Below are 13,850 nucleotides of genomic sequence, written 5' to 3' on the forward strand. Positions count from 1 at the left end.
GCCAGGAACACTTTTCATGAGCCAGCCGAGCTTCGTCAGCCCCGACCTGATCCGCCAGCGCTTTTCCAAAGCGATGTCCGACATGTACCGCGAAGAAGTGCCGCTGTACGGCGCGCTGATGGCATTGGTGGAACAGACCAACCGCGACGTTTTAGCGAGCGACCCGCAGATCGCCCGGCAGCTCGAAAGCACCGGCGAAATTCAGCGTCTGGACCTGGAGCGCCACGGCGCAATCCGCGTCGGCAGCGCTGCCGAACTCGCCACCCTCGCCCGTTTGTTCGCGGTGATGGGCATGCAACCGGTGGGTTATTACGACCTGACGCCGGCGGGCGTGCCGGTGCATTCGACGGCGTTTCGCGCAGTGCATGAAGCGGCGTTGCAGGTCAGCCCGTTTCGGGTGTTCACCTCGTTATTGCGCCTGGAATTGATCGAAGATCTGGAACTGCGCGCGTTCGCCGAATCGGTGTTGGCGCAACGTTCGATTTTCACCCCGACTGCGCTGCAATTGATCGAACTGGCCGAAACCCAGGGCGGGCTCAGCGACAAACAGGCATGGCAATTTGTCGAGCAGGCGCTGGAGACGTTTCGCTGGCATCACACCGCCACCGTCACTGCCGCGCAATATCAGCAACTCAGCGCCCAGCATCGATTGATCGCCGATGTCGTCGCGTTCAAAGGCCCGCACATTAATCACCTGACCCCGCGCACGCTGGACATCGACATGGTCCAGGCGCAAATGCCTGAGCATGGCATCACGCCCAAAGCGGTGATCGAAGGCCCGCCGCGCCGCCAGTGCCCGATCCTGCTGCGCCAGACCAGTTTCAAAGCGCTCGACGAGCCGATTGCCTTCACCGATCAGGACAATGCACGCGGCAGCCACAGCGCGCGTTTCGGCGAAATCGAACAACGCGGCGCGGCGCTCACGCCCAAGGGTCGAGCGCTGTACGACCGGCTGCTGAACGCGGCGCGCGATGAACTGAAGGACTTTCCGAATGAAGCCAACGCCGACCGCTACAACGAATTGATGGCCCAGCACTTTGGCGAATTCCCTGACACGCTCGACGGCATGCGCCGACAAGAACTGGCGTACTTTCGCTACTTCGTGACGGAAAAAGGCTTGGCGATGGAAGGATTGAGCGGGGCGTTGCAGGACTTGCTGGATCAAGGTCTGGTGCGGGCCGAGCCGCTGGTGTACGAGGACTTTTTGCCGGTGAGTGCGGCGGGGATTTTCCAGTCGAACCTCGGGGACGCGGCGCAAACGCATTATGGCGAGCATTCGAATCAGCAAGCGTTCGAGCAGGCGTTGGGGCGCAAGACCATTAATGAGTTGCAGCTGTACGCCGAGACCCAACAGCGCTCGATTGATCAGTGCTACGCCAGATCGTCCACCACCCAACCCCTGTAGCAGCTGGCGCAGCCTGCGTTCGGCTGCGCAGCAGTCGTTGACCTCTGCACGCGATGTTTCAGTCAAATTGCGGCGGTTGAATAAACGACTGCTTCGCAGCCGAACGCAGGCTGCGCCATCTGCTACAGGACGGTGTCGGCTCCGGGAACGGAGTTTGTCAGTTGGCCAGTTTCGCCAGCAACGCTTCAGCCGTAGCTTGCGATGACGCCGGGTTCTGCCCGCTCAGCAACAACCCGTCGGTGGTCACGTAGCTTGCCCAATCCTCGCCCTTCGAATAAATCCCGCCCTTGGCTTTGAGCTCATCCTCAACCAGAAACGGCACGATATCGGTCAACTGCACCGCTTCTTCTTCGCTGTTGCTGAAGCCAGTCACACGTTTGCCTTTGACCAACGGCTGACCGTCCGCGTCCTTGACGTGGCGCAACACACCCGGCGCATGGCACACAGTGGCAACGGGTTTACCGGCCTGGTAGAGCGCTTCGATCAGCGCGATCGAGTGCTGATCTTCAGCCAGATCCCACAGCGGACCATGGCCGCCCGGATAGAACACGGCGTCGAAATCTTCAGCCTTCACGCTGCTCAGCACGACCGTCGAAGCCAATGCGGACTGCGCTGCCGAATCCTTGCGAAAGCGCTCGGTGGCGGCGGTTTGCGCGTCCGGCTCGTCGCTTTTCGGGTCCAGCGGCGGCTGACCGCCCTTCGGCGAGGCCAGGGTCAACTGCGCGCCGGCGTCTTTGAACGTGTAATACGGCGCGGCGAATTCTTCCAGCCAGAAACCGGTTTTCTTGCCGGTATTTCCCAATTGATCGTGGGACGTTAAAACCATCAGGATTTTCATGTCGTACTCACTTGATTTCAGGAATGTTCATACGCCTGCGGCGTTCAGGTACAGAGTCATTGACTGCCGCGCCGTGCCGTTTGTTTCACTCAGCGCTGGGCGGTGAAGCCGGATCATACGCAAGCCTTCCAAATTTAGATATTGAAATATCGCAATATTGTGATACTCCTATAAAGGCGTTCACAGCGCACCCTGCTCAGCCCACGGCTGACGGCGCACGAACGCACTCATTCCGCACTACAGGACTTTACCGATGACCGGCTCCGCCCTTTTCACCCCCATCCGCCTCGGCCCATTCACCCTGCAAAATCGTCTGGTGCTGCCACCGCTGACGCGCTCGCGCAGCAGCCAACCGGGCAACATCCCCAACGCCTTGATGGCCGAGTATTACCGCCAGCGCAGCAGCGCCGGTCTGCTGATCACCGAAGGCATTCAGATCGAACCGCGCGGTCAGGGCTACGCCTGGACCCCGGGCATCCACAGTCAGGAACAAATCGACGGCTGGAAACTGGTGACCGAGGCGGTGCACGCCGAGGGAAAACCGATATTTGCGCAGCTGTGGCATGTCGGCCGGGTATCGCACACCTCGCTGCAACCGGGTGGCGCGGCGCCGGTCGGGCCGTCGGCAATCCCGGCGACGGCGGTCAGCGTGTTTATCGAAACCGGCCCGGGCACCGGCGCACTGGCCGAACCGTCCGTGCCGCAAGCGCTGAGCACCGCGCAAGTCAAGGAACTGGTGGAGCTTTACGCTCAGGGCGCACGCAATGCTCTGGCGGCCGGTTTTGATGGTGTCGAGTTGCATTGCGCCAATGGTTACCTGGTGAATCAATTTATCTCCGAGCACAGTAACCAGCGCACCGACGAATACGGCGGCTCGCTGAGCAATCGCCTGCGCTTTCTGCGCGAAATCACCGAAGCCGTTGCGGCGGTGGTGGGCAAGGATCGCGTCGGCGTGCGGTTTGCACCGCTGTTCGCCAGCACTGACGAAGCCCGCGTGTACCTCGGCCTCGTCGAAGAAAACCCGCACGAGACCTACCTCGAAGCGGTGAAGTTGATGGAGCAAATCGGCATCGCTTACGTGTCGCTGGCCGAAGCCGACTGGGACAACGCGCCGGAGTTGCCGACGACCTTCCGCGAGGCTGTGCGCGAGGCATTCAGCGGGCTGCTGATGTACGCCGGCAAGTATTCGAGCGCGCGTGCCGACAAGGTTCTGGACAATGACTGGGGCGATCTGATCGGTTTCGGCCGCTGGTTCATCGCCAACCCGGACCTGCCGGCGCGCCTGCTCAATCAATGGCCGCTCAACGAACTGGACGCGTCCAGCCTCTATGGCGGAACTGCTGTCGGCTACAGCGATTACCCGCGTTACCAGCCGAGCCTGTAAACTGCGCCGCAGATCGCGCCGTGGAATTTCGGCAGCGATCTGCCGGCCATAAGGTTTCGGCTTATTTCGACGCAGCAAACAGGCGCCAGGCTCGACCATGACTCTTGATCTGAACGACATCATCAAAGCCCTTTCCAACCCCACACGCCTGCAAATCATGCTGTGGCTGAAGGATCCGCGCGTGCACTTCCCGACCCAGGAACGCGATCCGGAAGAAATCGGCGTGTGCGTCAGCATCATTCAGGAAAAGGTCGGCCTGTCGCAGTCCACCGTGTCGCTGTACCTGACGGCGCTGCAACGTGCTGATCTGGTGACCTCGCAGCGACTCGGGCCGTGGACGTATTACCGGCGCAACGAAAAGACCATTGCCCAGTTCGTCGAGCAGATCGGCGCCAGTCTTTGATGATGGCGCATGGCCTTGATGCGCAAGAAGTTGCGCACTTGGTTTGCCAAATCAGCCGTCAATGCCGCTGAGCGACCGCCCCGTCAGGCCCTGCAGCCGAGTGCGCAAGAAGTTGCGCAGTACTGCGCAAGAAGTTGCGCACTTTGCCGGGTGAATCCTTTGCGGAATCTGCGAAATAGCCGACTGGGCTGCCGCAACACCCCGGTTTCACTGGCCACTGAAGTTTCTGGCACGGACCTTGATAACAGTCAGGCACCCACCGGGCGATATCGCCTCCCGGGCACCCTAAATTTTTAGCAAGGAGCACCTCCATGGCTACACCAGCGTACATGTCCGTCACTGGCGAAAAACAAGGTCTGATCACCGCCGGCGCTTTCACTGCCGATTCGGTTGGCAACACCTACCAGGAAGGTCACGAAGACCAGGTCATGGTTCAGGCTTTCAGCCACGACGTCATCATCCCGCGTGACCCGCAGTCCGGCCAACCTACTGGTCAGCGCGTTCACAAGCCAGTTGTGATCACCAAGGTCTACGACAAGGCTTCGCCACTGCTGCAAGCCGCTCTGACATCCGGCGAGCGCATGAGCGAAATCGTTATCCAGTGGTATCGCACTTCGGCCCAAGGGACCCAAGAGCACTACTACACCACCAAACTGGAAGACGCGATCATCGTCGCCATCAACAACAAAATGCACAACTGCCAGGATCCGTCGAACTCGCACTTCACGCACCTGGAAGAAGTACAGTTCACCTACCGCAAAATCACCTGGACCCACGAAGTATCCGGTACTTCGGGTTCCGATGACTGGCGTCAACCAGTCGCTTAATCGCGGCTGACCGCTTCAAGCATCGGCCAGCTCTGCTGGTCGATGTTGTTTACGCCCCTCCAGAATTTCGCGTCCGTTGACCCGGTTTCCGGGTGTCGACGAGCGCAGTAAGCACTGCACAAGGAACAAGGGATGTTCGCGCCGGCCAATCAGACTCACTTTGCCCTGACTATCGAAGGCCTTTCCAACGATCTGCAGGTTCTTGCCCTGCAAGGCCGGGAAGGTATCAGCCAGCCGTTTGTGTTTGAGGTGGATCTGGTCAGTGAGCAGCCGTCGCTGGACCTCGAAACCCTGCTGCACAAACCGGCTTTCCTGCAGCTTTCGCCCGATGGCAGCGGCATCCACGGCCAGATCTATCGCGCCGCCCAGGGTGATTCCGGCAAACGCCTGACCCGCTACGCGGTGACCCTGCGCCCGCAACTGTCCTACCTGGCGCACCGCGTCAACCAGCGCATCTTCCAGAACATGACCGTGCCAAAAATCATCGGCAAGGTCCTCGAAGAGCACGGCCTGCAGGGCAACGCCTACGAGTTCACCCTCGGGGCGACGTATCCCGAGCGCATCTACTGCGTTCAATACGATGAGTCGGACCTGCAATTCATCCAGCGTCTGTGCGAGGAAGAAGGTATCCACTACCACTTTCAGCACAGCACCACCGCGCACAAACTGGTGTTCGGCGATGACCAGACGGTGTTCCCGAAACTTGCGCCATTGGCCTACCTGCAAGACTCCGGCATGGTCGCCAACGACCCGGTAATCAAGCGCTTCGACCTGCGCCTGGAAACCCGCACCAGCCGCACCACCCGCCGCGACTACGACTTCGAAAAACCACGCCTGACCCTCGAAGCGGAAAACCGTGGCGACGCCCTGCCCGACCTCGAAGATTACGACTATCCAGGTCGCTTCATCGACCGCGAGCGCGGCAAACATCTGGCCAAACGCGCCCTCGAACGCCACCGCAGCGACTTCCGGCTCGCCGAAGGCAAAAGCGATCAACCGTTGCTCGTCAGCGGCCACTTCCTGGCCCTGACCGAACATCCAAAAGCCAAATGGAACGACCTGTGGCTGCTCACCGAAATCTTCCACGAAGGCAAACAGCCACAAGTGCTGGAAGAGTCGGTCACCAGCGACACCACCGCGCTTAAAGATGACTTCCACCAGGGTTATCGCAACCGCTTCCAGGCCACCCCGTGGGACGTGCCGAACCGCCCGCCGCTGAACCACCCGAAACCGCGAATCCTCGGCAGCCAAAGCGCCGTGGTCACTGGGCCAAAAGGTGAAGAGATCCACTGCGACCAGTACGGCCGCGTCAAAGTCCAGTTCCATTGGGACCGCGAAGGCCAGGCCGACGACAAAACCAGCTGCTGGCTACGCGTCTCCTCCGCCTGGGCCGGCGCCCACTACGGCGGCATCGCCATCCCGCGCATCGGCATGGAAGTGCTCGTCACATTCCTTGAAGGCGACCCCGACCAACCGCTAATCAGCGGCTGCCTGTACCACAAGGAAAACCTCGTCCCCTATCCACTGCCGGCGAACAAAACCCGCAGCACCTTCAAAACCCTGAGCTCCAAGGGTGGCGGCGGCTACAACGAACTGCGCATCGAGGATAAGAAAGGTCAGGAACAAATCTTCCTGCACGCCCAGCGCGACTGGGATGAGAACGTCGAGCACGACCAGAAGATTCGCGTCGGGAACGAGCGGCACGATACGGTTGAGCAGAACAGCTACACGGAATTCAAGGCTGAAGAGCATCACACGGTTTATGCGGATCGCAAGGTCGAGGCGCGCGCCAACGACCACCTCACGGTCGGCGTTAACCAACACATCAAGGTCGGCACCGGCCAGTTCATCGATGCTGGTCAGGAAATCCATCTCGACAGCGGCCTGAAAGTGGTGATGGAAGCGGGCACTGAATTAACCCTGATTGGCGGGGGAAGCTTCATCAAGATCGACGGCAGCGGTGTAACGCTGAGCGGGCCGGTGATAAATATGAATTCTGGCGGCAGCGCCGGTAATGGCACAGGCGCTGCACCGATTCTCCCGACACCACCTAAACCCGCAGACACCGCGCCGGTCGGGCAGACGTTGGGCAATGCACCGGTAAACGATGCCGCACCGAGAAAAACCCCAGGTGAAAAAGGCGCAGAAGCTCTAATCGTCGATGTCTGGGGTGACCCTGAATTGGGCAGCCAATTGCAACTACTGGGCCCGGAGGGCAAGGCATGAGCAGTTTTAACGACAAGCCCATCAGCGAAGGGACTCGCAAAAAAACCGAATACGAGAACAAGCAGAAATCGCGATTGGCGCTGAACGTTCAACGCACCGATGGCAGCATTCTGCAAATTCAGATAATGGTCGACGCCAAGACCACCCAAGAAGAAGAAAAGTATCAGCACAATACGATGTTGGCCGTCACTCCGCTGGCGCGACTGCCGGGACATGACAAGCTAAATGAAACGTTACAAGGTGCTCTGCCGCGCCCCGGTCGCATCTACGTGTTCCTGAAGAATAAATTGTGGCGGGAACTGGAAGCAGACGGTAAAGGCCAGCTGTTCGAAGTAGACGTGGCCCACTGGCGCAAAATAGCTGAGAAAAAGGGCGATGCAGACAAGCGCGATCCGGTATGTATCAAACAGCATTTGATTCTGGTGCCTATGTTTCTACAGGGTCGATTCGTTGGCGACCAACTGAGCATGGCCTACAGCGAAGTGCCGTGGACCTGGGAATACATCGAGTGGCTTGAAAAGGACTCGGGACGGATCAAGGCGCGCAGTCAAAACATGGCGCCGGCCTGGGCGGCGACTGCGGGTGAGACGCAGCACTGGAAAGCTTCTTTGATTTATCCAGCGACGCCTGTGAAGAGTCTGGTCAAAGGGTTGCGAGCGCGCGACTTCAACATCGAAAGCGCCCTGGAAGATCCTGCAGATTTCACCCCTGAGTTCTCCGCGTTCAAACCTGATGCCCTGATTCTGCAACTGCAACAACGCAAACAGGAGCTGGCGGTGAAACTCAAGCGCCCTCCGCCAGCGGCGCTACCCACTGCTGAAGCCGGGACAGACGTGCTGGCCCCGAACAAATTGCGAGACTACCCTCATTTGGTGGGCATGATTCTCGATGATCCATTGTTCGCCTTGCGCCATACAACTTCTCGAATTCGTGATTGCGTTGATTACTTGCAGACGCTAAACGCGTTGGTACCCCACGAACCTCATGGGCGCTATGCACAGGTGCTCTACAGCACCCTCGCCGGTCCACTCGCCAAACTTAGCGACGAGGTCGACCTGCCCAAATTGCAGAAAGCCGTCTTCGAAGAAGCTCGTGAGAAGTGTCGTGAAAAACTGGCGCAACGATTAACTACCCTCGTAGACCTTCTAGACAAGAAACTGCACCCGGTGCTGCTCGACTGGAGCTACAGTCGCAACGAAGCGCTGCTGGAACCTTATTGCCTGCTGACCGAAGCGCTTGATGCGCTGAACCAGGTCCCCAACCGCAGTGACGCCATGTATACCGGCAAGGGCTACCCAGAGCTGATCGGCCCTATCAATCGTCTCGTACAAGGCCTGCTCCAGGGTCAGCACCCGTTGGGCGCCCTGATGCTGGCAAAAACCGCCGACCAGCTACCCGACCTGGTTAAACGTCTGAAAACCCTGCGCGACAGCGGTAAAGAGCCAATGCCGGAAGCTATGGGCTTAAGCACGTTGATGCTGACGGCATCCCTGACGGGTGAAGTCGACCAACCCAGCGCCGGCAAAGGCTTTGCGTATTTTCTCGCCGACTTACTCGATAACTTCGGTGCCAGCGTCGTGGCCCAGATCGGCCGTTTGTCGCAGGATGCGTCGAAAATTCAGCTTGATCGATTATTCTCCCCCACATTCGTGACCCTGGCTGCGCTCTCGCCAAAACTGGCCGAGATCAAGTTAATGCCGCAGGGCCAAGCACTGGCTCAGAACTACGTGGTTGTCGGGGTCGAAGGTGCAGGACTGCGCGGCGGACTCACCGACGTTGAACGGCAGGCCCTGACCCGTAAAAGCTACCGTTATGCGACGCTGCATGACCAGTCCGGCACAACCGTGGGCAGTACCAGCCCACGCGGTTCTGGCGCAGGGCGCCCTACGTTGCGCGATGTCACGGTCATTGCTATCCCTAAAGGGAATGCAGACTTGGCCAACTACAGTACATTCCGGGTTCGTTTCGGGGCTGTGACCGAGACGATGGAGAAGAACAAAGCTGTACCGACGTTGATGGTGGCGTTTGCGGCTTATAACCTGTGGGTGCAGATTAAAGCATATGACGATCTTAAGGCGGGGGGCGAATGGGGTCGTGGGATAGTCGGGGAAATAAGTGCCTCGTTGGACTTGCTGGCAGCCCTCGGTAGCCATAGTAAATTACTGTTCGGCCCAACCTTTGAACACCAACTGACCAAACCCCGCTTTAACGTAGAGAAAATTTCTACTCGTTGGGCGAAAAATCTCAAAATGCAGACTGGCAGCCCGAAACTACCGCTACTTCGAACTGTAGGAGGTGTTGCAACCCTTGGGGGAGCAATATTGAGCGGCTGGGACAGCTACCGGTCGCTGAATCAGGGAGATACGGATGCAGCCGCAGCCTATGGCGTAGCCGCTGTCGGAAGTGGCCTATGGAGTGCATATGGCTTTGGACTAATTGTTAATCCTTACGCCCTTGTGGCAGGTGTTGTGTTAACTATCGGTGGTACCATCGCAGCCAATATATTGACCGACAGCGACATGGAAATCGTAGTAAAAAAAGGTCCATTCGGTCGACAGTTTGCCGAAGCAGGAATACTGGATCAGGCCTTGGGCAATAGCCTACGTTTCGCTCACTTGAAAGACCAGCAGATTGCCTACCAGCAATTGCTCGGCATTATTGGCAAACCGCAAATATTCGTACAGAGATTGGCCGACTGGCAAAAAAAAGCACCAGCCGCTCACCGCAAGACATTGCAAAAAGCTGATAGCGATCGTGCGCCACTGCCCGACTCGGGGATGCAATGCGTAATGCCCGCAAAACAACCCCTAACAGAGCAAGACTGGGTCATAGTTCTCTCTTCTCCCCTTCTGTCGATGTTCGAGAATGACCAACAATTTCAGTTAATCGCCCAGGAATTCCAGAGCAGTCTGCGCATAAATGGCCTATTCGATGTAAAACGCTATCATCGTGTCCCCGCTGCTGCCCCCAAGATAGCAGCGCTTTCACTGGATGCCACTAGCGTGCTTTATATTCTTCCAGCCCGTCTACCCGTTGCTCAACTCAGCCCTCTGGATCGCTACAATGTGCGCGTGACTCAGGGCCTGAAAGTCAGTGCTCAGTTTGTACTAAGTGCAGATGAAGCAAGCGAATTGTTGGTTTTGCCTCAACCTAGCCCTAAAAGCTGGTCAGCCTTCACCCCAACCAACCGCCGCCTGCCACCAGACAATCTGCCGACAGATAAGGCGCCACCCTATTGGCAGATCGAAACCACTGAGCTCTCTGTATGACCACGCAAATGGATACTCCTTACGCTGTCGGTGCCTACCGCAGCAACAGTCATGAGCCCTTGCCTCCTCCAAAGTGGCCGGAAGATTCGAATCGCTCAGGGGCATTTGATACCCACCTTGCTTTTGGTAATTATGCCAACTTGGAACCGGCGATGGAGGTCACCACCCAGGTTCAAGGTGAAGAACAGACGATTTACCAGCGACAGCAGGAGCAAGGAAAAAGGGAAGAGGTATATTGCGATGCTAGGCGTTGGTGCTTTCAAAACTCAAGTAAGATCCCACATCTACTTTTCGTACTTAAGATAGTGTGTATTTCGTTTATATGGGTACCGTGGACCGTTTGGATCTTCGGATCAATCAAGCCGGAGCTTGGCCATGGAGCACCGGAAAGTGGCGTCGCACTTTTAATTGCGCTTCTCGCTGTTGCTTTAATGCTAACTTCTCTAACGCTATATATGACAGGAAAAAAAATAGTCCACTACCTACAGGTTAGTGGATTTATTGCCAGTGCCACCATTGTGCTTTGGCTTAAGGGGTCTCTCTTGGGCAACAGCAGTATGCAGACTGCGTTATGGGCCGGTGCTTTCCTTTATTTCATCGCGACCATCGGATCAGATGCTCTGCTCTGGCTCCACAGCAAAATAAGCACCTATGACGGCAGCGAATTCAACCGCATCGACGGCATGCTTCGCTTCAAACGTCGGTTCCGCCGCCAATTCGTTGCACCCTTTGAAGAGTTCGACCCAGTGCTGCAATTGCTACCCAGCGGTTATGGCTCCCACGACTACGCCCTCTGGCTACACCACCGCTATACCGATAATAAGATTTGTCTGGCCACCAAAGTCCACTCCTTGGGCCTCGACCAGGCGAATGCCTTGGCTTTCTGGGATTGCCTGCAACGTTACATGGACGTCACGCAACCGCTGCCCGACCTGCCAGTGCTGGAGCAAAGTCGCCACCTCGACCCGGTAACTTCCGCCTACGACGGCAAAACGGGCCGTAACCCGAGACGCTGGCGCGACCAATCGGAAAAGGGTTGGCTGGCGACAGGCTTCAAACAATTGACCCAACAATTGCAGCAATACCCTTGGCAAAAACAGCCCTGCATCATCAAGGCCCGTATTGATCCGTCGCTGAGCATCGAAACTTACTACCGAGCCCAAGAAGCCAAAGGCATTCAGGCGACGCCGAAGGCCGACGACTTTGATGATGTTCATCGCGGTTGAACAGTAAAAGCTCAAAGGGGGCAGATTTATTTTCCTACACTAGAAAATAAATCTGTCCCCCTTTTGCTGGCACCCAATGGCGAATTATTGAGCCCCGATGGTGAAATCGTCACCTTGCGCTCCGGCGAACCAACCCCAGAACTTGATCGGGCCAGCATTCACCGCCTAGGTCCGCAACAGAACCCCTGCTATTTGAAACCCAAGGACAAGGCATGACCTCAGCCACATCCGGCAGCCGCAGAGGACCGCTCTCGCGAGAGGACTATTTGGCACCACTGGCCGTTTCTACAGGGCAAACGCCAAAGGATGTCCTAAACACCATTTGGCGCAAGAACGACGTTTGCCTTGACATCGGTTCTTACAGTATTGGCTCGGCAGTGATGGTCATTTGGCCGGTACTGCTTTTCTGTATCTGGCTTATTCATCACGAGCGCAATTCCGTAATTTTCTGGGAAGCATTGGCCCTTTCGCTTTTCATAGTTGGCATTCCCATTCTCCTAGTACTGAAAGGTTTAATGAGTCCCGTACCGCCTCCAATCCGCTTCAACCGTCAACGCCGCGAAGTATGTGTGCCATTCAAAGATGGCCGATACTGGATCGTGCCTTGGGAGCAGGTTACTGCCCAAGCAGTAGCGATGGACTCGGTGGGGCAGCACGGCAAAACCACTCAAGGTCTATTGGTAGTGGGCTTCCGCAATCCCGATCCTGATGCGCCGGAGAAGGAGCGCGACTTCAGTCTAGGATTCAACTGCGGCGGTGGCGAAACGGCTATGAGCCTTTGGGAGTGCATGCGCAGCTACATGGAGAAGGGGCCACATGCGATCCCGGATAGCCGATTGGGACGAAAGCCATACGCCGAGACACAGATCGGCTCCATCGTAACCAGCTTTTTCAAAGGCGACTTTCTAGACGTATTGCACGGGTTATTTTTCGTTATTTTCCTAGGAACATACTGGGCCGAAAAATTGCAAAACTGGAAGCTCGCCCCACCACCTGAGCTGACCGATCCCGCCATCGTCGAATGGTCCCAACCGCTTCCCCCCGACCAATGGGCCAAACGCTCACCAGAGTTGGAGTCGGCCATAGCTCAGCGGGAGACAGAGCTGGAGATCGAAGCACAAGTCGCGTGACCCCCAACTTGGGAACCAAACTATTAGAAAGCCAAGGATAAGGCATGAACTCAGCCAAACCCGGTAGCCGCAACAGACCGCTCTCACGAGAGGACTGCCTGGCACCACTGGCCGTTCCGACAGGACAAACGCCCAAGGATGTACTCAATACGATCTGGCGCAAGAACGAGGTATTTCTTGACATAGGCTCCTACAGCATCGGTTCTTTCGTCATCGTGCTTTGGCCTGCACTGCTTATCTTTATATGGTTAACCCAGGCGGTTGGTTTTGAGGGACTGAATGCTGCTTACTGGTATGGGTTCATGTGTTTCTGTGGGGTGCCAATCTTAATCCTCATCTACATGTTGAGCCGTCCGGTCCCTCTCCCAGTGCGTTTCAACCGCCAGCGCCGCGAGGTCTGTGTGGCATTCAATGACGGCCGTTACTGGATCGTCCCTTGGGAGCAGATTACTGCTCAAGCAGTAGCAATGGACTCCGTCGGTCAGCACGGTAAAACCACCCAAGGCCTATTGGTCGTGGGCTTTCACAACCCAGATCCAGATGCCCCCGAGAAGGAACGAGACTTCAGCTTGGGATTCAATTGCGGCGGCGGCGAAACGGCCATGTGTCTCTGGGAGTGCATGCGCAGCTACATGGAGGTTGGGCCTGAAGCCGTTCCGAAGTGCAATTTTGAGGGCGAGAATAGCCAAAAAGGCTTGACCGGCTGGACCTTTAGTATTTTGTCCGACGCATTGAAGTCCGCTGTCAAGGGCGACTTTAAATCGGCAATTAAAGATGTTTTCTTCACCGTCTTTTAGGTGCTCCCTTAGGTTTTTATTTGCAAGAACGCAAGCTGGTTCCGCCACCTGACTTGACCGCCCCGGAAATAAAAGAATGGTCCCGAGCACTCCCGGCCGAGCAGTGGGCCAAACGCTCTCCGGAGCTGGAAGCAGCCATTATTAAGCGTGAGGAAGAATTGAAAAACAAAGCAAGGTCCGCAACACCCTAAATTAAAAGTCGAGAAACTTGGAAAAGAAAGGGGACAACAACAAAAGGTGACAGATTTATTTTCCGTTTATTCGAAAATTAATCCGCCCCCTTTTTGCTCTTGGAACCGAGCATCTACGTGCCTAAGAAAAAATATGATCGGTTGCCTCATGCAT

The 13,850-nt window shown here is 56.8% G+C and carries 9 protein-coding genes and 1 pseudogene; 9 read left to right on the top strand and 1 reads right to left on the bottom strand.

What is annotated here, in order from left to right; translation table 11 throughout:
* Positions 1–16: 16 nt before the first annotated feature.
* Positions 17–1,405, top strand: coding sequence for a 2-oxoadipate dioxygenase/decarboxylase HglS (hglS, locus tag BLU01_RS02345; RefSeq protein WP_092270304.1), 1,389 nt, complete (start codon positions 17–19; stop codon positions 1,403–1,405).
* Positions 1,406–1,562: 157 nt separating this feature from the next.
* On the opposite strand, the gene BLU01_RS02350 is transcribed toward hglS, so the two are convergent.
* The gene (locus BLU01_RS02350; RefSeq protein WP_092270307.1) at positions 1,563–2,243 is read right to left on the bottom strand and encodes a type 1 glutamine amidotransferase domain-containing protein; all 681 of its coding nucleotides are present in this window, start codon (positions 2,241–2,243) and stop codon (positions 1,563–1,565) included.
* Between the two features lie 253 nt (positions 2,244–2,496).
* Between BLU01_RS02350 and BLU01_RS02355 the strand changes: the two genes are divergently transcribed.
* The 8 genes and pseudogenes from BLU01_RS02355 (at position 2,497) to BLU01_RS02390 (ending at position 13,696) form a co-directional block, all read left to right on the top strand.
* The gene (locus tag BLU01_RS02355) at positions 2,497–3,627 is read left to right on the top strand and encodes an alkene reductase (protein WP_092270310.1); all 1,131 of its coding nucleotides are present in this window, start codon (positions 2,497–2,499) and stop codon (positions 3,625–3,627) included.
* Between the two features lie 97 nt (positions 3,628–3,724).
* Positions 3,725–4,030, top strand: a complete 306-nt coding sequence (locus BLU01_RS02360) for an ArsR/SmtB family transcription factor (protein ID WP_092270313.1) — start codon at positions 3,725–3,727, stop codon at positions 4,028–4,030.
* 311 nt (positions 4,031–4,341) lie between these two features.
* Positions 4,342–4,857 carry an Hcp family type VI secretion system effector gene (locus BLU01_RS02365; RefSeq protein ID WP_054051032.1) on the top strand — a complete coding sequence of 172 codons (516 nt, stop codon included), beginning with the start codon at positions 4,342–4,344 and terminating at the stop codon, positions 4,855–4,857.
* Positions 4,858–4,989: 132 nt separating this feature from the next.
* On the top strand, positions 4,990–7,083 hold the full coding sequence (gene tssI, locus BLU01_RS02370; RefSeq protein WP_092270317.1) for a type VI secretion system Vgr family protein: 2,094 nt from the start codon (positions 4,990–4,992) through the stop codon (positions 7,081–7,083).
* Positions 7,080–10,352, top strand: coding sequence for a hypothetical protein (locus BLU01_RS02375; RefSeq protein WP_092270320.1), 3,273 nt, complete (start codon positions 7,080–7,082; stop codon positions 10,350–10,352). The genes tssI and BLU01_RS02375 overlap by 4 nt, the downstream gene beginning before the upstream one ends.
* Before the next feature lie 596 nt (positions 10,353–10,948).
* Entirely contained in the window at positions 10,949–11,578 is a 630-nt protein-coding gene (locus tag BLU01_RS02380; protein WP_408003137.1) for a hypothetical protein, read from the top strand.
* Between the two features lie 212 nt (positions 11,579–11,790).
* Positions 11,791–12,708 carry a DUF6708 domain-containing protein gene (locus tag BLU01_RS02385; protein WP_092270323.1) on the top strand — a complete coding sequence of 306 codons (918 nt, stop codon included), beginning with the start codon at positions 11,791–11,793 and terminating at the stop codon, positions 12,706–12,708.
* Between the two features lie 44 nt (positions 12,709–12,752).
* Positions 12,753–13,696, top strand: a pseudogene (locus BLU01_RS02390) (DUF6708 domain-containing protein).
* Positions 13,697–13,850 lie beyond the last annotated feature (154 nt).

Source organism: Pseudomonas prosekii (assembly GCF_900105155.1).
In the GTDB taxonomy this organism is placed as follows: domain Bacteria; phylum Pseudomonadota; class Gammaproteobacteria; order Pseudomonadales; family Pseudomonadaceae; genus Aquipseudomonas; species Aquipseudomonas prosekii.